Source organism: Streptomyces sp. DF42 (assembly GCF_058267695.1).
On sequence record NZ_CM177859.1, the window covers coordinates 2,693,548 to 2,714,857 of the forward strand.

A 21,310-nucleotide genomic window follows, 5' to 3' on the forward strand; every position below is an offset into this window, starting at 1 on the left:
CCCCGGTTGGAGGTCCGCCCCACCAAAGTAATGCCCTATCAGGAGATCCGGGAGAATATCGCGACACTGCGACCCGGAACGGCGAACGTGCCCGATTCCCGCTCGTAGGAAGAGCCCTTGACGATAGAGTCCGCGCCCTTCGCCTGTACCGGGTGCAGCCGGTAGCCGGTCCCGGCCAGCGACGCGACGTGCTGCTCCTGCTTGCCGGGCGTCGCGTTGAACAGGACGACAAGGTCGCCGAGTTGCATGGTGATCACGCCGGGCGTCTCGTCCTTGCCGGACAGCGGGAACGACATCTTCGACTGCACCTGTCCGGCCGTGGCGAGGGAGAACTCCTTCTCGGTCGTACGGATCTTCAACAGGTCCTGGTAGGCGGCCGAGGCGCCGACGATCTGCGGGCAGCCCACCTTCACGGAGCTCAACAGCGGCTTCGCGTACGGCCACTTGGGCTCGTTGTCGGCCGCCATCGGCAGCCCGCGTCCGAAGCCGTTGCCGTCCGCACAGTTCCAGTGGATGGCGTTGAACCAGTCACCGCTGTCGAACGAGTTGCGGTCCAGGGACTTGGAACGGAGCAGGTCGGAGCCCGCCTGGGAGAGGGACGGGCCCTGCGAGAGGGTGGCCGTCGCCATCGCGAGGACCTGCATCCGGGCCCGGTCGGCCGCGGACGTGTCCTTCGGCAGCTTGTAGGCGAGGGCGTCGAACAGTGACTCGTTGTCGTGCGCGTCGGCGTAGGCGACGGCATCGCCGGGGGCGTCCGCGTAACCGGCGGGCTGACCGTTGTAGTCGACCTCGGCGCCGGTGACCTCCCTGCCGTCGTCGTCGGTGAAGCGGTACGTGGCGAGGTTGCCGGACAGACCGACCTTGATCAGATCCTGGTAGTGCAGCAGCCGGGCCTTCTGTTCGGCCGAAGTTCCGTTGGCCGTGGACGAGTTGGGGTCGGTGTAGAGGCCCGACGCGAAACCCTGGACCCCGGGGTCCGAGTCGAAGGGGCTGCCGCCGCGCACGGCGTCACGCGCACGGTCGGAGAAGGTGGCGATGCCGGTGCCGGCCATGTTCTTCTGCGTGGCCTGCGCAAAGCGGGCGTCGTCGGCCACCTCGCCGAAGTTCCACCCCTCGCCGTACATGATGATCTTCTTGCCGTCGACGCCGTCCCTGGCGAGGGTCAGCGCGTCGAGGGCCTTCCTGACCGCGAGGATGTTGGCCTTCGGCTGGTGTCCCATGAGGTCGAAGCGGAACCCGTCGACCTTGTACTCCTTGGCCCAGGTGACGACCGAGTCGACGACGAGTTTGCCCATCATGGCGTTCTCGGTGGCCGTGTTCGCGCAGCAGGTGCTGTTCGCCACCGAGCCGTCCGCGAGGAGCCGCTGGTAGTAGCCGGGCACCACCTTGTCCAGGACGCTGGTGTCCGCCTGCCCGGCGGCCGCCGTGTGGTTGTAGACGACGTCCATGACGACCCTCAGACCGTCCTCGTTCAGCGACTTGACCATCTTGCGGAACTCGACCGTGCGGCCGGTGCCGTCCGGGCCGGTCGCGTACGAGCCCTCGGGAACCGTGTAGTGGTACGGGTCGTAGCCCCAGTTGTAGGCGTCCTTCGCGGCGCTCTTCGCGACGCACTCCTGCTGCTTGTCGGAGTCGGCGGCGTAGGACGCGAGGTCGCAGTCGGTGGTGGCCTGGTCGGCCTTCTTCTCGGGGATGGTGGCGATGTCGAAGGCGGGCAGCAGATGGACGTACGACGTGCCCGACCTGGCCAGCTCCCGCAGATGCTTCGAGCCGTCGCTGTCCTTGTCGGTGAAGGCGAGATAGGTGCCCCGGTCCTTGGCCGGCACGGTCGGGTCCGCGACGGAGAAGTCCCGGATGTGCAGCTCCTGGATCTGGGCGTCCTTCAGCGGTACGGTCTTGGGCTTGGCCAGGCTCGACCAGCCGCTCGGGGCAAGGGACTTGGCGCCCAGGTCCACGACGAGACTGCGCTCGGAGTCCGCGGTGAGGGCCACCGAGTAGGGGTCGGTGACCTTGTTGGTGACGACCTTCCGCACGGTCGGCGCCCACACCTTCACGACGTACCGATAGGGCTTGTTCTTCCAGGACCCCGGGCCGGTGACGGACCAGACGCCGGTGGCCTCGTCGCGCCGCATCCTCTTGAGCGAGCCGCCCAGCTCCACTGAGACGCTCTGCGCGGTCGGAGCCCAAACGGCAAGCGTGGGACGGCCGTTGTGGAACGTCGGCCCCAACCCCGCCTTCGTCGCGCCCGCGTACACGTCGTCGAGTACGCCCGCGATCTGCACACCGGTCGCGGCCAGAACAGCGCCGTTCGCGGCCCGCTGCGAGGCGACGACCTGCCCGTCGAGGGCCTCGCGCACCCGGTCGCGGTCGCGCGGGTCGACGGACCAGGCCGTGTAGTCCTTCAGGTGCGGGAACTTGGCCTTCTGGGCGTCGGTGAGCGTCGTCTTCGTCAGCCGCAGCCAGCGTTCGTCGTCGCTGGTCAGCGCGCCGTTCTTCACCGCGATCGAGCCGTCGTGGGAGTACAGCAGCTGGGTGGAGACGGCCGCGTCGGAGCCGTTCCAGGCGACCGTGTTCCGGTCGATCCAGACCGCCTTGGACGTGGTCAGGTCCAGCGCGGCGGCCGAACCCGCCGGCTGCGGCAGCAGGTACTTCTCCTGGCCGTTCAACAGCCACACCTCGTAGCCTCCGGCCTTGAGGTCGAGCGACTGGTCGGATGGCAGGTCCTTCTCGTCGCCCTTGTGGATGATGTAACTGAGGCTGGTGGCACCGTCGTTGAGCGGCACCTCGAAGACCGCACCATAGGCGTCGGTCCTCACCGGCTTCAGCGGGCTCGACCAGTCCGTGGGCTTCGCGGCACCGGTCCAGACGTGCAGACCCCAGCCGTCGTAGTTCCCGTCGGCGCGGTGGTAGTGGATGAGCGCCTTGGTCCTGTCCTGCGCCGGGTAGTCGGGCCGCGTCGTCTGTACGGCCTCCTTGCCCTGCTCGATCCAGACCTCGCCGGTCTTGGTGACGTCGATGGTGCGGTCGGCGGAGACGTCCTTGTTGCCGTCCTTGTCGACGACCAGGAAGCCGACGCCGGAGGCGCCTGGCTTCAGCTTGACGTAGGCGAAGGCGCCGTACGCGTCACGGCCGACGAAGGGGTGGCCGGCCGGCCAGGTGGTCGACTCGCCGTCGGCGAGGTCCCCCCAGGCGTAGAGCCCCCACTTGTCGTAGTCGCCGTCGGTGCGCTTGTAGTGGACGATCGCGTAGTCGCGGGAGGAGGCGGTGGGGGGCTCCTGGGCGGGCGGGGTGCCGGTGCTGGAGGCGGCGGTGGCACTCGCCGTACTCCCGGCCGAGTCGACGGCAACCGCCTTGTAGCGCAGGGCGGTTCCCGGCGGTACGTCCTTCCCGATGGTCTGCGTGACCTTGTACGGGGCGTGGTCGGCGGAGCCCAGGGTCTGCCACCTGCCACCCCCGACCTGGGCGGCGAAGACGACGCGGTTCAGCTGACCGCCGCCGGCATCGGCGGTGACGTCCACCGTGCCGGTGGCACCCGCGTCCGGGGCCTTCAGGGTGAGCGTCGGCGCGGTGGCGGGCGCGGCGAGCCTGCCGGCCGCCTTGAGGACGATCGCGGAGCCGGCCGGGACGGTGACGGTGATCTTCTTGTCGGCGTCGGACGTCGCCTCGCTCGAAGTCCCGTGGATCCCACGGAACTTCATGCCCGCCGAACCGGTTGCGAAGGTGGCCGCCTTCGCCTCGTCGGCGTTGTTGAGGGCGACCACGTATTCCTGACCGGTCTTGGCGTCCGTGCGACTGAACGCATAGACACCGGAGCCGTCAGCCGCGTACCGCTGCGTCTGCACTCCGTCGGTGAGGGCGGGGTTGGCCCTGCGGAGTTCGCCGAGCGCGGCGATCTGTCGGTACAGCGGAGCACTCGTGTCGTAGGAGTCGCTCGCGTGCGTGCGGCCGGTGCCGATCTCGTCGTCGTCGAGGTAGTCGGCGACCTTCGACGCGAACATCGTCTGGCGGGCCTCCTTGTCACCGCCGGAGCCGGTGAAGCCCTGCTCGTCGCCGTAGTAGACGACCGGGTTGCCGCGGCTGAGGAACATCAGCTCGTTGGCGAGCTCGTCCTTCTTCAGGATCTCCGCGTCCGTGGCCTTCGGGTTGTCCTGCTTCAGGAAGTACCCGATCCGCCCCATGTCGTGGTTGCCGAGGAAGGTGACCTGCTCGTACGCGTTGGCCTTGTCGGTCGTGTACTTGTAGTCGTCGCCGAAGACGGACGCCAGCTTCTGCGCGCTGCCGCCCTGGGAGGCGTAGGTGCGGGCCGCGTCCTGGAAGGGGAAGTCGAGGGTGGCGTCGAGGCGGCCCTGGGTGACGTACGGCGAGGTGACCGAGGTGTCGGCGGAGTAGACCTCCCCGAACATGAAGAAGTCCTTACGGCCGTGCCGGGCCGCGTACGCGTCGAGAGCCGTGGCCCACTGGGTCCAGAAGTCCATGTCGACGTGCTTGACGGTGTCGATCCGGAAGCCGTCGATGCCGAAGTCCCTGACCCAGCGCTCGTAGATCTTCTCCATGCCGCTGACCACCTCGGGACGCTCGGTCCACAGGTCGTCGAGGCCGGAGAAGTCTCCGTAGGTGGCCGTATGCCCGCGTAGGTCGAGTCTCCGCGGTTGTGATACATCGTCGGGTCGTTGAGCCAGGCGGGCACCTTGGCCTTCTTGTCTGCGGCGGCGACCGTCGGCGTACGCGGGAACGAGCCGGCGCCGACCGCGGGGAACTTCCCGCGCCCGTCCGTGTGGTGGGCGTAGGCGGCGTCGTCGAACGGCTCGCCGTCCTTGGTCAGGTACGGGAAGGCGCCCTTGGAGAGGTAGTCGTAGGACTTCTCCTTGTAGTCGACGACGTCCGCCGTGTGGTTGGTGATGACGTCGAAGAAGACCTTCATGCCCTTGGCGTGGGCCTTGGAGATGAGCGTCTTAAGGTCCTTGTCGGTCCCGAAGTGCGGGTCGACCCGGGTGAAGTCGGTGATCCAGTAACCGTGGTAGCCGGCCGAGGCGTCGGCACCGGTGCCCTGCACGGGACGGTTCTTGAAGATCGGGGCCATCCAGATGGCGGTGGTGCCGAGGCCCTTGATGTAGTCGAGCCTGCTGGTCAGACCCTTGAGGTCGCCGCCCTGGTAGAAGCCCTTGTCGGTGGGGTCGTAACCGGTGGACAGGCGGGAACCGGTCAGTCCGCCCTTGTCGTTGGACGTGCCACCGTTGGCGAAGCGGTCCGGCAGGACGAAGTAGAACTGCTCGCGGGTGGCGTCGTGCCGGGCGGGCTGCGCGGCCAGCGCCTTGTCCGACGGCGGCGGGGGCGGGGTGTCGGCGCGGGCGGCGAACGGCTGCACCAGCGCGGCCGCGAGGGCGGCGACGGCGACGGTTGCGGCTCGTCTGCCCCGTGCACTGCGGCGCGTCCCGGGCGTCGGCCATCTCGGTATCACAGGCGGAAACTCCTTGTGTTTACGGCTCGTTCGGGTCCGACCCCAACGCCGCGGCGCGGCTGCGCTGCCGGGCGCCCGCGGGGGACGGTATCGCCGACGAAAGACTTACAGCAAGAGCCCTGAAAGCAGCGGCAAGAATTTTCACAAAGCTCCACGGCCGCGGCTCAGTCCGACCGGCCGCCAGGGCCGACGTCGCCTTGCGGGATGTGCCGGACGGGGGAAGAGTGGCTGGTGTGGCGCATGCCGCCGCGCGCGGAGCAGCCCCTCTGGATTCCCGTGCAGAGCAGCCCCTCTGGATCCCCGATGGCCAGAAACACGCAGCGACACATCCTCCAGCTGACCAGCGCGTCCGCACTGGTCACCGCACTGATGATGGCCGCGGGTCCCGTGGCCGCCCTGCCGGCGGCCCCGGCCGGCGGCGCGGCGGGGACGAGCTTGCTCGCCCCGTCCGGGCTTCCCGCTCCGACGCCTCCGTCTCCGCCCCCGTCGCCCCCGGACAGTCCGGGGACCTCGACACCGCCCGGCCCGTCGACGCCGGACCCGCCGCCATCCCCGCCGCCACCCCCGCCGTCGCCGCCGACGACTCCCTCCAGCGAGACCTCACAGACGAGCGAGACGCCTGACACCGGCACGCCGTCCGGTCCGAGCAAGGAGGGCGCCCCGGCGGGCGCCGCACTGAGGCAGCAGAAGGACAAAGTCGACGAGGTGACGGCGGATCTGGACGAGAAGAAGCAGGACGTTCCCGAGGGTCTGGTGCCGAGCGTGGAGCAGTTGAGCACCGTGTTGCAGACGGTGAACGACGCCGGGACACCGCCGCAGGAGCGCGACGGGGCACTCAGAACCGCACGGCAGGTGGCCTCCGCGCTGGAGGTGATCAGCGATCCCGGGACCCCTGAGGCGGCGCGGCGGCAGTTGACCGGCATGGTGAAACAGCTGACCTCCACCCTGGATGTGGCGAACAAGCCCGGGACGCCTCCCGAGGAACGGCGCGTACTCACCTTGATCGCGGACCGGTCGGCCTTCGCGCTGCCGGTCGTGGCCGCCCCCGATACGCCACCGCCACTGGCCGCGGACCTGGCCGGGGCCCTGCAGAACCTGTTGCCGGGGTCCCCCGAGGCCGCCACGGCGAACGCGAGCCCCCCGACCCGGCTGAGGGAAACCGTCGCGGCCGCGGTGCAGGCCGCGAGCGACCCGAAGAACAGCGACGACGAGCGTAAGGGACTCGCGCACAGCGCACACCAGACCAGTTCGTCATGGAACGATCCCGGCGGCTCCGGGGCGTCGGACAACAGACGCCGACTGGAGAAGCAGCTCAGGAAGGCGGCCGCCGCTCAGGGGCTGCCGGACGAACCGCTCGGCAAGGCGGCCGCGGCCTGCACCAACTCCGTCTTCGAACTGGTCTCGGACGCCACCCTCGCCAAAGGCCTGCGGAGCGTGACTCCGGACACCTGGAACAGCGAGGGCGTCCAGGACTTCTGGAAGTCCAAGGAAGAGGCGAACGACTCCCTGGACGTGTTCGCCCAACTGCGGAACGACAAGGTCGACGACACCTCACTGGCGATCAAGCGGCTCCTCCCCCGCCTCGCCGACGCGGTATCGGCCGACGACCTGATCACGACCGTCGGCCCACCGGCGCTGCACTGCCTGCAGGCGGCTCTGGAGCTCGACCAGGACTTGGGCGTCTCGTCGGGAAGCTGGGTCAGCGCGGCCCAGCAGATATAGACCGCAGCAACTCCGCCACGGACACCTCGGCATCGGCGTAACGCGTCGTGATCCCGAATTTGTTCAGCTCGCGTTTCTCCTCCCTGTAGTCGATCCATCCCCCCGTGAAGTGGAACGAGGAGACGGAGTACACGGGACGGGCGGCCGGAGACCAGAACGCCGTCACATAGAGCGGTTTGCGGGTCACGTTGACGAGGTTGTTGTTGTGGCGCACTCTGCCGTGGTAAGCGAGCGTGTCCACGGGACGCTCGCTCGCCCGGTAGGAATACCGGGGGTGCCGCCACGACTCGATCGGTCTGCTGAAATTCTCCACGTCGATCCGGCCCCGGTCCTTCCGCATATAGGTGATCTGCAGATCAACGTGCAGGACGTCATACGGCACGTTTCGGGGAATCTGGAAGACGTGCTCCCTGGTGTCCTCCTGTCCGGCCGCGAGCTCGTCCCCCGGTTCGTAGAACCGTCCCGTGCTCAACCGGAGATAGTTAAGCCGATCGACGTGGCGTTCCGCCTCCTCCTCCGCCCCGAAGCTCTCCTTCCAGGCCCGCGCCGACGGGTCACCCCGCTCGGAATACGTGGCGGTTCTGCCGTAGACGGTGAAGTCGTTGATGACGACGTATACCGAGACTTCGCCCGTGTTCTTGACCGAGAGTCTCAGCGGGACCTGGGCGAAAGGGAGGGTACGGTCCGCCCGCGCCGTCCCGAATTCAGCCTGCAGCGTCAGACGCATGGGGGCCGTCGAGGGTTGGTACAGGGTGGAGTACGCGAGACTGACCGCGGTCAGGAGGGCGGACGCGAACACTCCCGCAGCGAATCTCTTGGGCTGCGGAAGTCCCTTCCAGGGTTTCTCCCTGACCAGCAGTGCGACTGCCCACAGCGACCAGCACCACAGCGGCATGAAGGCCAGCAGATAGGGGGTGTACTCCTTTTCCTCCAGCCACAGCAGAACGAGCAGGCTGTCCGTGGCCAGCGCGATGAGGGCGCCGAGCAGAACGACGGCCCCGGACGTCCTGAACTCGCGCCGTCCCCAGTGGTCGAGCGTGAGCAGCGCCGCCACGCCCTGGACCACGCCGGACAGGACGAACAGGGCCCCCGTGATGCGCTGGGCGAACGTGAGGGCGCCGGAGGCGTCCGGCCATCCGATCACCGCGTTGAGGGCCATGGACGCGAGCAGCCCGACCGTCATGACGACCATGGTCGTGCGCCGCCGCCAGGGCCGGTCGGGCCAGGCACCGCTGTCCCCTCCGCGCCAGTACACCGCTGCGGGGTCCGCCACGTCCGTGTCCGGGTGACCGAGGCGGTCCAGCAGGCTGCGCAGCTCGCGCAGCGACCAGGCGCTGCCCACGGTGCGGCCGCCCATGGTGACGCGGCGCAGGCCGCGGTCGTCCGGTGCCTCGACGACGACCCACGGACGGATGCTCATGGTGTCAGCCTCGGCCCCGGGCAGGTTCGCACGCATGCGGGACTGCTCCGCTTGGCAGCGTCCGTCACCCGGCCCCCGGCGCCATGGTGCACGCCGCCGGGGGCCGGGCCGTGGGCAGGCTCAGCAGCTCGACTTGCCCGCGTAGATCGCGAGGGCGGTGTTGGAGCCGAGCGTCGCGGTGAACCGGCCGCCCGAGTCGACGGTCACGCCGGTGTTGTTCTGCACGTTGCAGTACGTTCCCGCAGGCAGCGACGTCTGGTAGGTGCGGGTCAGGCTGCCGGACTCGTGGTTGATGGCGACGTAGCCCTTGCTGCCCCGCCCGAACGCGATCGCGTCGGCCCCGTTGTCCCACCAGTCCGTCATCGACTGGCCCCGCGTGGAGTTGCGGAAGGCGACCATCGACCTGATCTCGGGCCAGGCGTGCTGGCACTTCCAGCCGTCCTGCCAACAGGCGTTCACCTGGCCGCCGTTGGGCGGTCCGGCGTCCGCGTCGGACCACTCGTAGCCGGAGTTGATGTCCGGGGCGCCGTAGGGGTAGGCGAGCATGAAGACGTTGGCCAGCGTGTAGTTGGCGCCGTCCTTGTAGTTGAGGGTCGATCCGTTGCGCTCGGTGTCGTGGTTGTCGACGAACACTGCGGCCACCGAGCTGTTCATGTAGCCCCAGCCCTCGCCGTAGTTCTTCAGGTAGGCGAGGTTCTCGTTGTTGAAGACCCGCTTGAGGTCGTACGCGTAGCGGAACTCCTGGACGTCGCCGTTGCCCGTGTACTCGGTCGGCTGGACGGCCTCGCCGGCGCCGTAGATGACTTCCTGCTTCCAGTACACCGACGGGTTGCCGAGCCGGGACTTGATGTTGGCGAGGTCGGCCGCCGGGATGTGTTTGGCCCCGTCGATGCGGAAGCCGTCGGCGCCGTAGCCGAGCAGGGAGTTCATGTAGCCGGCGATGGTGGCGCGGACGTACTCCTCGCCCGTGTCCAGGTCGGCGAGGCCGACGAGTTCGCAGTTCTGGACGTTGGCGCGGTTGGTGTAGTCGCTGACCGTGGAGGTGCAGTCGTCCATGTCGGCCGAGGAGTACAGGCCGGGGTAGTTGTACTTCGTGTACGACGAGCCGCCGGTGCCGGTGCCGCTGCCCGACGTCATGTGGTTGATGACGGTGTCGACGACGACCTTCACGCCTGCCGCATGACAGGTGTCGATCATGCTCTTGAAGGCGGTGGCGTCACCGAGCCGACCCGCGATCCTGTAGCTCACCGGCTGGTACGAGGTCCACCACTGCGGGCCCTGTATGTGCTCGGCGGGTGGGCTGACCTGGACGTAGCCGTAGCCCGCGGGGCCGAGGGTGTTGGTGCACTCCTTGGCGACCGAGGCGAAGTTCCACTCGAAGAGGACGGCGGTGACGTCCTTGGTGCCGGGCGGGGAGGCGGACGCCGTGGTGGGGGACATGACGGCGGACGCGGCGGCGAGTGCGAGGGCCGCGGAAACGTATCTACGGGATGCCATGTGGGGGCTCCTTCACCGTTGAAGGTTCTTGCTGCAAGTTTTCAACCAGCTTGCGGTGACGGAGATGTTAAAGGCCCGCTGCCTGAAAAGGCAGCGGGCGGTGTGAAGTTGATGCAAGGAATTTCAGTGACGGGTGGTGAACCAGACCGTCGTGTCCGCGGGCACCTTCGCCTCGCCGTCCGCCTCGGTCACCTCGCCGCTGGTGAGCAGGACGCGACCGTACGCGGGAGTCGTGACGGACTCACCGCCGGTGTTGGTGACGCACACGAAGTCCCCGCGCCGGAAGGCGAGTACGCCCTCGGGGGCGCGCAGCCACTCCACCGCGTCGCCCGCGCCCAGGTCGGGCTGCTCGCGGCGGGCGGCGACGGCGGAGCGGTACAGCTCCAGGGTCGAGCCCGGCACGCCGTCCTGCGCCTCGACGCTCAGCTCGCCCCAGCTCTCCGGCTGCGGCAGCCAGCTGCCGCCACTGCCGAAGCCGTACGACGATCCCTCGCGCGTCCACGGGATGGGCACCCGGCAGCCGTCGCGGAAGCCGTCCTGGCCGGCGCCGCGGAAGTACGCCGGGTCCTGCCGGACCTCGTCCGCAAGGTCGACGACGTCCGGCAGGCCGAGTTCCTCGCCCTGGTAGACGTACGCGGATCCGGGCAGCGCCAGCAGGAGCAGCGTCGCGGCCCTCGCGCGCCTCAGCCCCAGCTCACGGTCGCCCGCCGTACGGATCTGGGTGCCAAGACCCGGCGGGTTGGCGAAGCGGGTGGCGTGGCGGGTGACGTCGTGGTTGGACAGGACCCAGGTGGCGGGGGCGCCGACCGGGCGCATGGCGTCCAGTGTGCGGTCGATGACCTCGCGGAGCTCGGCGGCATCCCAGTCGGTGCTCAGGTACTGGAAGTTGAAGGCCTGGTGGAGCTCGTCGGGGCGGACGTAGTTCGCCGTGCGCTCGATGGTCGGCGTCCAGGCCTCCGCCACGAAGATGCGCTCACCCGTCTCCCGCCCCCGCCCTTCCGAGGAAGGCCCTTCGGGCCCTTTTTGATGTCCGGAGTACTCGTCGAGGATCGTGCGCCACTGGCGGTAGATCTCGTGCACGCCGTCCTGGTCGAAGAACGGCATGACATCGTTGCCCAGCAGCTTCAGCTGCTCGTGGGAACCGAGGTCGGGCAGGCCCTCTGCCTTCACCAGGCCGTGGGCCACGTCGATGCGGAAGCCGTCGACGCCGATGTCGAGCCAGAAGCGCAGGATCGAGCGGAACTCGTCGCCGACGGCCGGGTGCTCCCAGTTGAAGTCGGGCTGCTCGGGGGCGAAGAGGTGGAGGTACCACTGCCCTGGGGTGCCGTCCGGCTCGGTGACCCGCGTCCACGCCGGGCCGCCGAAGATCGACTCCCAGTCGTTGGGCGGGAGTTCGCCGCTCGCACCCTTGCCGGGCCGGAAGTGGTAGCGGTCGCGGAGGGGGGAGCCCGGGCCCTCGCGCAGGGCCCGCTTGAACCACTCGTGCTGGTCGGAGGAGTGGTTGGGCACTAGGTCGACGATGATCCTCAAGGCCAGCTCGTGGGCGTCGCGGATCAGCGCGTCCGCGTCGAGCAGGCTGCCGAACATGGGGTCGACGGCCCGGTAGTCGGCGACGTCGTAGCCGGCGTCGGCCTGCGGGGAGGCGTAGAAGGGGCTCAGCCACACGGCGTCCACGCCGAGGTCGCGCAGATAGGGGAGTCGGGAGCGTACGCCTTCCAGATCACCCATGCCGTCGCCGTTGCTGTCGGCGAAGCTGCGCGGATAGACCTGGTAGATCACCGCGTCCCGCCACCAGTCGCTGCGCTTGGCTTTGGCGGAGGTGGGGGCCGGGGCGATGGCAGAGTGCTGCTGGCTCATGGCGTCCTATACGTAACGGAGTCATCGGGTCAGTGGTGGATACGACGGCGGGTGACGAGGCGGCCGCGGTGACAGCGGGGTCGGATGGACACCGCGACCGCCTCGGGTCGAGGGGGGTTGGGGCAGCGCCCCAAAAGGGGCACAGGGCTGTGTTGCATGTGCGGCTACCACCGCGTGGGCGCGACCAGCCACGACGAGACCGTCGGACAACGGACGGCACGTCGCGGCGGCTACCGGCGGTCAGCCCTTGGTTCCGCCCGCGGTGAGCCCGGTCACCAGGTTCTTCTGCACGAGATAGAAGAACGCGGAGACGGGTATCGCGATCAGCACCGCGGTGGCGGCCATCAGGTTGCGCTGGGCGTCGTGCTCGCTGACGAAGGTCTGCAGGCCGACCGCGAAGGTGTACTTCGTGTCGGACAGCATGAACGTCGACGCGAAGGCGACCTCGCCGAAGGCCGTGAGGAAGCTGTAGAAGGCGGCGACCGCCAGGCCCGGCTTGGCGAGCGGCAGGATCAGTCGCGCGAACGTGCCGAAGGGGGTCAGCCCGTCGACGCGTCCCGCCTCGTCGATCTCGAACGGGATGGTGTCGAAGTAGCCCTTGAGCAGCCAGGCGCAGTAGGGCACGGCTGTCGAGCAGTAGACGAGGACGAGTCCAAGGTAACTGTCGATGAGCTGCAGGTCCGACAGGATCTGGTACATCGGCACCATGAGCACGGCTACCGGGAACATCTGCGTGACCAGCAGCACCCACATGAACTTCCGGTAGCCCGGGAAGCGCATGCGGGAGACCGCGTAGCCGGTGGTCGCGGCGATCAGCACACCGATGACGGTGGTGCCGAGCGACACGATCAGCGAGCTCTTCAGCCAGTCGAAGAACTCGGTGTGCTGCAGCACGAAGGAGTAGTTGGAGAACGACATCTTGGCCCAGATGCCGCCGGGGTGGAGGTAGTCGTCCTTGTCCGGGCCGAGGGACAGGTAGATCAGCCAGGCCACCGGGAAGAAGGCGATCAGGCTCGCGACGATCAGGATGCCGTGCGAGGTGAGGGAGCCGGCCAGGCTCCTGTCACCGCGGCGCCGGCCCGTGCGGGGGCTGACGGGGCTCTGCTCGCTCACCGCGGCGGAGGTCTCGACAGTGGTCGTACTCATGGGAACTCCTGCCTCAGATCGCGAGCTGCTGGTCATTGCGGTTCAGCCACCGGCGGTAGAAGGAGGTGAAGACGATCAGGATGGCCAACAGCAGGATGCCGTAGGCGGCGGACTGCGCGAAGTCGCGCGGCTGCTGTCCGAAGCCGAGGTAGTAGGCCCAGGTCACCAGGATCTGGGCGTCGGGACCCGTGTTGCCGAACAGCAGGAAGATCACGGCGAACTGGTTGAACGTCCAGATGATGCCGAGCAGCACGACGGTGGAGCTGACCGACCTCAGGCCCGGCAGGGTGACGTAGCGGAAGCGCTGCCAGGCGGTGGCGCCGTCCATCTCGGCGGCCTCGTACAGGGAGCCGTCGATGGCCTGCAGTCCGCCGAGCAGCGAGATCATCATGAACGGCACACCGCACCAGGTGTTGACCATGATGGCGGCGAACCGCTGCCAGAAGGTGTCCTCCAGCCAGTCCGGCGAGGGCAGATGGAGTGCGTCCAGGGCGAGGTTGATGATGCCGCCGTCGGCGAGCATGAAGCGCCAGCCGAAGACGGTGACGAAGGTCGGCACGGCCCACGGCAGGATGAGGATCAGCCGGTAGAGGGTGCGGCCGCGCAGCTTCTGGTTGAGGAGAAGGGCGAGGCCGAGGCCGATCGTGTAGTGCAGGGCGACACAGAGCGCGGTCCACACGATCGTCCAGATGAAGTGCGACCAGAAGCGGTCGTACGACGTCGGGCCGAACAGGATGTCCTTGTAGTTGTCGAGCCCGATGAACTTGTAGGTGGCGTCGATGTGGTTGACGCCGATCGTGCGCGCGGTGTTGAGGCTGTTGGCGTCCGTGAGCGTCAGGTAGAGGCCGTACACCAACGGGTACAGCACGAGGACGCCGAGTACGACGATCACCGGGGCGATCATCGCGTAGGCGTACCAGTGCTTCTGGTAGCCGTGTTTGAGGCGCTGGCCCAGCCCGGGCCGCGGCGCGCCGCCACCGTGGCGTTTGCCCGTGGCGCGGTCGATGGCGACTGTCATGTTCGACACCTTCTGGAAGTTCTGCGGCTCTGAGAAGTGGCTGGGCACAGGCCGGTGACCGCCGGGTCCGTCCCCCCATGAAATGGCGGACCCGACGGTCACTCGGGGCTTACTTGCTGAAGTCGGGCACCAGCTTGGCGATGGCCAGTTCCACGTTGCTCAGGCCCTTGTCGAGGGACTCCTTGCCGCCGGCGATCTTCGGCAGTTCGGTGTCCAGCGGCCCCCACAGGGAGCTGTACTCGGGCAGCGCCGGGCGCGGCTGGGCGGCGGGCAGGACCGTCTGGAAGCCGGCGATGCCCGGGTCCGCCTTGACCTCGGCGGTGTAGGCGTCGTCGCGGGTGGGCAGCGTGGAGTTCTTCAGGGCGATCTGCGTCTGGGACTTCGCGGAGGTCATGAAGGTGACGAACTTCAGCGCGGCCGCCTGGTGGGCCTTGTCCGAGCCGGCGTAGACGGACAGGTTGTGGCCGCCGGTCGGGGCGCCCGCCTTGCCGGCGGAGCCGGCCGGGACGGTGGCGATGCCGAGGTTGGACTTGTCCTTGAAGGCCGAGCCCTTGTAGAAGTTCGTGATCTCCCAGGGGCCCTGGATGATCGAGGCGACCTTGCCGTTGACGAACGCGTCCTGGATGTGGGCGTAGGCGTCGGCGGTGACGTCGGCCTTGTGCAGGCCCTGTCCGGAGAAGAGGCTCTGCCAGGTGCCGTAGGCCTTCTTCGCGGCGGCCGAGTTCACGGTGATCTTCTTGGCGGAGGCGTCGACGGTGTCGGTGCCCTCGCCATAGAGGAAGGTCTGCGCGTAGTAGGCCTGGGTGGAGCCCCAGTAGCCGTAGACCTTCTCCTTGGCGTCGATCTTGGAGGCGTCGGCCTTCAGCTCGTCCCAGGTCTTGGGGGCCTCGGTGATGCCGGCCTTCTTGAAGAGGGCCTTGTTGTAGACGAGCGCGAGGGTGTCGGTGACCAGCGGGACGCCGTAGGTCTTGCCCTCGTACTTGGCCTGCTCGATCAGGTTGGGCCGGAACTTGCTCTGGTCCTTGAGGGCCTCGGTGCCGTCCAGCGGCAGGAAGTAGCCCTTCTTCGCGAAGGCGGGGGTCCAGCCGACCTCGGACCGCAGCACGTCCGGGGCGCCCTTGGAACCGGCGGCGGTGTCGAACTTGTTCTGCGCCTGGTCGAAGGGGACGTCGACGTAGTTGACCTTGATGTTCTTGTTGGCGGCCTCGAACTCCTTGACCAGGGCCTGGTACGTCGGCGCCTCATTGGTGGCGTTGGAGGTGTCCCACCAGGTGATGGTGACCGGGCCGTCGCTCTTGTCGCTGCCACTGTCACTTCCGCCGCAGGCCGTCGCCACGAGGGCGAAGGACGCCACCAGCGCGGTGGCCGCTATGCCACGCCGCATGAGTTCTCCTTGAGGGTGAAAGCCCGTGTGGTGCGAGAGGGGCCCCGTCCGCCGCTCTCGTCGTGCCGACTGCGCCGTTGCTGCCGCCGGGCGACGTGAACGTAACAGCGATGTCCGCAGCCGCGAAAGTCCTTGCAGCAAAAAGTTGCAAGCCTCCACGAGAGTTACCCTCCCGTGACCTCCCACCGCCCTCTCCCCGACCCCCGCACAACCGTGCATTGAAGCCACTCAGCAGGCATGGGGAGTCGTGTGCAAGACTCTGCAAGCTCTTGCCGCATGAGGCTCCCACCCGAACACGAGGGACCGCGATGACGCAGCAACCCGCACGGGGCCGTCCAACCGCTCGTACCCGGCGCCCGATTGGTGTGCAAAGTGACAGTCGGCCGGTACAGTCCACCCCTGTGACCACACGGCTAGCCGACATCGCCGCTCAGGCGGGGGTGAGCGAAGCGACCGTCAGCCGCGTCCTCAACGGGAAGCCGGGCGTCGCCGCCACCACCCGCCAGTCCGTGCTCGCCGCCCTCGACGTCCTGGGTTACGAGCGCCCGGTGCGGCTGCGGCAGCGCAGCGAGGGCCTGGTCGGCCTGATCACCCCGGAGCTGGAGAACCCGATATTCCCGGCGCTGGCCCAGGTCATCGGCCAGGCGCTGACCCGGCAGGGCTACACCCCGGTGCTCGCCACCCAGACCCCGGGCGGCTCGACCGAGGACGAGCTGACGGAGATGCTCGTCGACCGCGGGGTCGCCGGCATCATCTACGTCTCCGGTCTGCACGCCGACACCACCGCCGACATGGAGCGCTACGAGCGGCTGCGCGCCCAGGGCGTGCCGTACGTGCTGGTGGACGGCTTCTCGCCGAAGGTGCAGGCACCTTTCATCTCCCCCGACGACCGTGCGGCGATGACGCTGGCGGTCACGCACCTGGTGTCGCTGGGGCACACGAGGATCGGCCTCGCCCTCGGCCCCAAGCGGTTCGTGCCGGTGCAGCGCAAGATCGAGGGCTTCGTCCGTTCGATGCAGGACCAGCTCGGCCTCGACGCGCAGACGATCGAGACGGAACTCGTCCAGCACTCGCTGTACACCCTGGAGGGCGGGCAGGCCGCCGCCACCGCGCTGATCGGGCGCGACTGCACGGCGGTGGTGTGCGCGAGCGACATGATGGCGCTGGGCGCGATACGGGCGGCCCGGCAGCTCGGGCTCGACGTCCCGCGCGACGTCTCGGTGGTCGGCTTCGACGACTCCCCCCTGATCGCCTTCACGGATCCGCCGCTGACCACGGTCCGCAAGCCGGTCCCGGCGATGGGGCAGGCGGCGGTGCGGACGTTGCTGGAGGAGATCGGCGGGACGCCCGCGCCGCACAGTGAGTTCGTTTTCATGCCGGAGCTGGTGGTGCGGGGTTCGACTGCTTCGGCCCCTGGGGACCGGAACCGTCACTGAGGCGGAGTATCCGGAGGTTCGTACAGTGCGCTGGGAGTAGGCGCGGGCATCTCCTTGTCGTAGAACATGCGGTCCGAACCCGACCGAGGGATGATCGGTGACGGAAGGCATTTCTGGCAGACTTTGTGCCTATGGGTGACTCGACCGTGACCAGTCTGGAAGACCGTGAGCAGACGGCCGCTCCGGACTCCCCCACGGCCGTGAACGGTCCGCCTTTCCTGCGCCGGCTGCGCACCCCCCGCCGTCCCCGCCTCTGGTTCGAGGTCCTTCTGATCGCGGTGAGTTACTGGACGTACTCACTGATCCGCAACGCGGTCCCCGAGCAGCGCGGCGCGGCACTGCGCAACGCCGACTGGCTCTGGCGGATGGAGCACCATCTCGGCCTCGCCGTCGAGGAGTCCGTCAACCACACCGTCAACTCGGTGACTTGGCTGATCGTCGGCATGAACTACTACTACGCGACGCTGCACTTCGTGGTCACGCTGGGTGTGCTGGTGTGGCTGTACCGCAGTCACCCGGGCCGCTACGCGGCGACGCGTCTGGTGCTGTTCGCGACGACGGGTGTGGCCCTCGTCGGTTACTACCTGTATCCGCTGGCGCCGCCGCGTCTCATGACCGGCAGCCACTTCATCGACACGGTCATGGTCCACCACACCTGGGGGTCGATGGCCTCCGGCGACCTGAAGCACGTGTCGAACCAGTACGCCGCCATGCCGTCCATGCACATCGGCTGGTCCGTGTGGTGCGGCCTGACGATCTTCGCCCTGTCCAGGGTGCCGTGGGTGCGGGTGCTGGGCCTTCTCTATCCGGTGGCGACCCTTACGGTGATCGTCGCGACGGCCAACCACTTCTGGCTGGACGCGATCGGGGGGCTGCTGTGCCTGGCCTTCGGGTTCACGGTGGCGCGGCTCTCGTACGGGGCGTTGCCGTACGCGCTGCCACGCGACGTTCCGCCGACGCTGCCGAACCGGGCCGCCGGTCGTCTGCGGCTGCGTCGTGACTCGTCGCGCAGTTCCTCGCGCCCCTGAAGAGGCAGCACTCCCACTGGCGGGCACCGCTCCTCAGCCCGTCCGGCGTTTCAGCGCGAGGCGCGTGGCATTTCAGCCCGTCGGCGTTTCAGGACGAGGCACGCCGCAATCCAGCCCGTCCGGCGTTTGAGGACGAGGCCGCTAGGCCGATGGGGGTCTGGGGGCGCAGCCCCCAGAAGCGCGAACCCCCACTCACCCGCACCGCCTCCCGCCCCACCGCCGGAGGCCTACGCTCCGTAGAACAGCTCCTCCACCACCGCCCGCGCCCGCCGCGCGGTCCTCCGGTACGCGTCGAGCATGTCGCCCACATGCCCGTCCCCGTACCCCAGGTACCGCCCCACGGCGGCCAGCTCACGTCCGTCCGACGGGAACGTGTCCCCGGCCCGCCCGCGCACCAGCATCACGGCGTTGCGCACGCGAGTGGCGAGCACCCACGCCTCGTCCAGGATCTCCGCGTCCTCGCCCGCGATCAGCTCGGCCGCGCAGGCCGCCGCCAGTGCCTCTCGGGTGCGGGTCGTGCGCAGGCCCGGCTCGGCCCACCCGTGCTGCAGCTGCAGCAGCTGCACGGTCCACTCGATGTCGGACAGGCCGCCGGGCCCGAGCTTGGTGTGCAGCTTCGGGTCGGCGCCGCGCGGCAGTCGTTCCGATTCCATCCGGGCCTTCAGCCGCCGGATCTCCCGTACGGCGTCGTCCCCGAGCCCCTCCGCCGGGTACCGCAGCGGGGCGATCAGCTCGATGAAGCGGCGGCCCAGGTCCTCGTCCCCTGCGACGGGTTCGGCGCGCAGCAGCGCCTGCGACTCCCAGACCAGGGACCAGCGACGGTAGTAGGCCTCGTACGACTTGAGCGTCCGTACGAGCGGGCCGGACTTGCCCTCCGGCCGCAGGTCCGCGTCGATCAGCAGCGGCGGGTCCGTACTCGGGATCTGCAGCAGCCGCCGCATCTCGGAGACGACCCGGTTGGCTGCCTCGGAGGCCTCCTGCTCCGCCACGCCGTCGCCCGGTTCGTGCACGAAGAGCACGTCGGCGTCGGAGCCGTAGCCCAGTTCGTGTCCGCCGAAGCGCCCCATGCCGATGACCGCGAACCGGGTCGGCAGGGTGTCGCCCCAGCCCTCCCGCACCACCGCGCGCAGCGTGCCCGCGAGCGTCGCCGCGGTCAGGTCGGACAGCGCGCCGCCGACCCGGTCCACCAGCGCGCCCTGGTCGGCCTCGGCCGGCTGGGTCTCGGTGCCGTAGGAGCCGACGATGTCGACGGCGGCCGTGCGGAACAGCTCGCGACGCCGGACGCCACGGGCCGCGGTGACCGCCTGCTGCGCGTTCTCCGCGCGGCGGACCGCGGCGAGGATCTCCTGCTCCAGCTGGTCCCGCCCGCGGGGTTCGAGGCCGCTGCCGCCGTCCCCGTCGCCGAGCAGCGCCACCGCCTCCGGGGCGCGCATCAGCAGGTCGGGGGCGAGGCGCCCGGCGGACAGCACCCGGGCGAGGTTCTCCGCCGCGGCACCCTCGTCCCGCAGCAGCCTCAGATACCAGGGGGTCTTGCCGAGCGCGTCCGACACCTTGCGGAAGTTGAGCAGGCCGGCGTCCGGGTCGGCGGAGTCCGCGAACCAGCCGAGCAGCACCGGCAGCAGGGTCCGCTGGATGGCGGCCTTCCTGGTGACCCCGGAGGCCAGCGCCTCCAGATGGCGCAGGGCGGCGGCCGGGTCGCCGTACCCGAGCGCGACCAGCCGCTCCCGGGCCGCCTCGGGGCTCAACCGGGCCTCGCCGGGGGCGAGTTGGGCGACCGCGTCGAGCAGTGGACGGTAGAAGAGCTTCTCGTGCAGACGGCGGACGACGGCGGCGTGCCGGCGCCATTCGCGGTTCAGCTCGGCGACCGGGTCGGTGCGCAGGCCCAGGGAGCGCCCGATACGGCGCTGGTCGGTCTCGTCCTCCGGCACCAGGTGCGTACGCCGCAGCCGGTAGAGCTGGATGCGGTGCTCCATGGAACGCAGGAAGCGGTAGGCCTCGTCGAGCTGGACGGCGTCGGCGCGCCCCACGTACCCGCCCGCGGCCAGCGCCTGCAGCGCATCCAGCGTGGTGCCGCTGCGCAGCGCCGCGTCCGCCCGCCCGTGCACCAACTGCAGGAGCTGTACGGCGAACTCGACGTCCCTGAGGCCTCCGGGGCCGAGCTTGAGCTCGCGGTCGATCTCGGCGGCGGGGATGTTCTCGACGACGCGGCGGCGCATCTTCTGGACGTCGGCGACGAAGTTCTCGCGCTCGGCGGCCTTCCAGACGAGGGGTTCGAGGGCGGCGACGTACTCCTCGCCGAGCTCGATGTCGCCGGCCACCGGGCGGGCCTTGAGCAGCGCCTGGAACTCCCAGGTCTTGGCCCAGCGCTGGTAGTAGGCGAGATGGCTGGAGAGGGTGCGCACCAGTGGGCCGTTCCTGCCCTCGGGGCGCAGGTTGGCGTCGACGGGCCAGATCGAGCCCTCGACGGTCGTCTCCGAACAGATCCGCATCATGTGCGAGGCGAGCTTGGTGGCGGAGCGCAGGGCCTTGCCCTCGTCGGCACCGTCGACGGCCTCTCCCACGAAGATGACGTCGACGTCGGACACGTAGTTCAGCTCATGGCCCCCGCACTTGCCCATCGCGATGACGGCGAGCCGGCACAGCGCGGCGTCCCCGGGCGCGGCGGTGCGGGCGATGGCGAGGGCGGCGCGCAGGGTGGCGGTGGCGAGGTCGGCCAGCTCGGCGGCGCTCTCGGCGAGGTCGGTGGTGCCGCACACGTCGCGGGCGGCGATGGACAGCAGACAGCGGCGGTAGGCGACGCGAAGCGACACCGGGTCGGTCGCCTCGGCCAGGCCCCGCTCGAACTCCTCCACCCCCGGGTGCAGGTCCTGCGGCTCGTACGTGACCAGCGCCTCCCAGTCGCGCGGGTGGCGGCCCAGGTGGTCGGCGAGGGCCTCGGAGGCGCCGAGCACGCCGAGCAGCCGGTCGCGCAGGGGCTTGGCCGCTATCAGCGTGTCGAGCAGCTCGCGTCGCGCGGTGGGGCCGGGCTGGGCCTCCAGGAGTCGTACGAGACCGAGCAGTGCCAGGTCCGGGTCGGCGGTCGCACCCAGCGCGTCGAGCAGCACCGGGTCGTCGCGCACGGGCATCAGCTCAGCGCTGTCCAGGAGCCGCTCGGCGGCCGAGGGACCGGTGAAGCCGTGCCGCAGCAGCCGAGAGAAGGTACTGCTCCTGCGCCCCGGCAACGTCATCCCCGCCCTCCTGTCCGATCAAGGTCGTCCTGGCCCGAGCCTAACCGGAGACACCGACAGAAGCGCCGGGACGGGACGGCGGTTTCGATGGGTGGTCGTCGCGGCCCGGGCGGTGGT

Annotated in this window: 10 protein-coding genes and 1 pseudogene; 3 read left to right on the plus strand and 8 right to left on the minus strand. The window is 69.2% G+C overall.

The genetic code is table 11. The annotated features are described in order from the left end of the window. Positions 1-38: 38 nt before the first annotated feature. Positions 39-5,458 (minus strand): annotated as a pseudogene (gene pulA, locus ACYUED_RS12365) (pullulanase-type alpha-1,6-glucosidase). 303 nt (positions 5,459-5,761) lie between these two features. Between pulA and ACYUED_RS12370 the strand changes: the two are divergent. Then, positions 5,762-7,180, plus strand: a complete 1,419-nt coding sequence (locus tag ACYUED_RS12370) for a hypothetical protein (RefSeq protein ID WP_491292332.1) — start codon at positions 5,762-5,764, stop codon at positions 7,178-7,180. Here the strand turns inward: ACYUED_RS12370 and ACYUED_RS12375 are convergent. The 6 genes from ACYUED_RS12375 to ACYUED_RS12400 all read right to left on the minus strand — a co-directional run bounded on the left by ACYUED_RS12375 (position 7,158) and on the right by ACYUED_RS12400 (position 15,502). Continuing rightward, the gene (locus ACYUED_RS12375; RefSeq protein ID WP_491292333.1) at positions 7,158-8,600 is read right to left on the minus strand and encodes a hypothetical protein; all 1,443 of its coding nucleotides are present in this window, start codon (positions 8,598-8,600) and stop codon (positions 7,158-7,160) included. The genes ACYUED_RS12370 and ACYUED_RS12375 overlap by 23 nt on opposite strands. A 120-nt stretch (positions 8,601-8,720) precedes the next feature. Continuing rightward, positions 8,721-10,097 carry an alpha-amylase gene (locus tag ACYUED_RS12380; RefSeq protein ID WP_491292334.1) on the minus strand — a complete coding sequence of 459 codons (1,377 nt, stop codon included), beginning with the start codon at positions 10,095-10,097 and terminating at the stop codon, positions 8,721-8,723. 123 nt (positions 10,098-10,220) lie between these two features. Next, entirely contained in the window at positions 10,221-11,954 is a 1,734-nt protein-coding gene (locus ACYUED_RS12385; protein ID WP_491292335.1) for a glycoside hydrolase family 13 protein, read from the minus strand. Between the two features lie 240 nt (positions 11,955-12,194). Next, a complete protein-coding gene (locus ACYUED_RS12390) occupies positions 12,195-13,100 on the minus strand; it encodes a sugar ABC transporter permease (protein ID WP_491292336.1) in 906 nt (301 codons plus the stop codon). Between the two features lie 13 nt (positions 13,101-13,113). Next, a complete protein-coding gene (locus ACYUED_RS12395) occupies positions 13,114-14,118 on the minus strand; it encodes a carbohydrate ABC transporter permease (protein WP_491292337.1) in 1,005 nt (334 codons plus the stop codon). Positions 14,119-14,227: 109 nt separating this feature from the next. Continuing rightward, on the minus strand, positions 14,228-15,502 hold the full coding sequence (locus tag ACYUED_RS12400) for an extracellular solute-binding protein (RefSeq protein ID WP_491292338.1): 1,275 nt from the start codon (positions 15,500-15,502) through the stop codon (positions 14,228-14,230). A gap of 401 nt (positions 15,503-15,903) precedes the next feature. On the opposite strand from ACYUED_RS12400, the gene ACYUED_RS12405 reads away from it, so the two are divergent. Continuing rightward, on the plus strand, positions 15,904-16,938 hold the full coding sequence (locus ACYUED_RS12405; protein WP_491292339.1) for a LacI family DNA-binding transcriptional regulator: 1,035 nt from the start codon (positions 15,904-15,906) through the stop codon (positions 16,936-16,938). 131 nt (positions 16,939-17,069) lie between these two features. Further along, positions 17,070-17,966 (plus strand): phosphatase PAP2 family protein, encoded by an 897-nt coding sequence (locus ACYUED_RS12410; protein ID WP_491292340.1) that lies wholly within the window; start codon positions 17,070-17,072, stop codon positions 17,964-17,966. Between the two features lie 227 nt (positions 17,967-18,193). Here ACYUED_RS12410 and ACYUED_RS12415 read toward each other — a convergent pair whose 3' ends face one another. Continuing rightward, on the minus strand, positions 18,194-21,193 hold the full coding sequence (locus ACYUED_RS12415; RefSeq protein ID WP_491292341.1) for a bifunctional [glutamine synthetase] adenylyltransferase/[glutamine synthetase]-adenylyl-L-tyrosine phosphorylase: 3,000 nt from the start codon (positions 21,191-21,193) through the stop codon (positions 18,194-18,196). Positions 21,194-21,310: the final 117 nt, after the last annotated feature.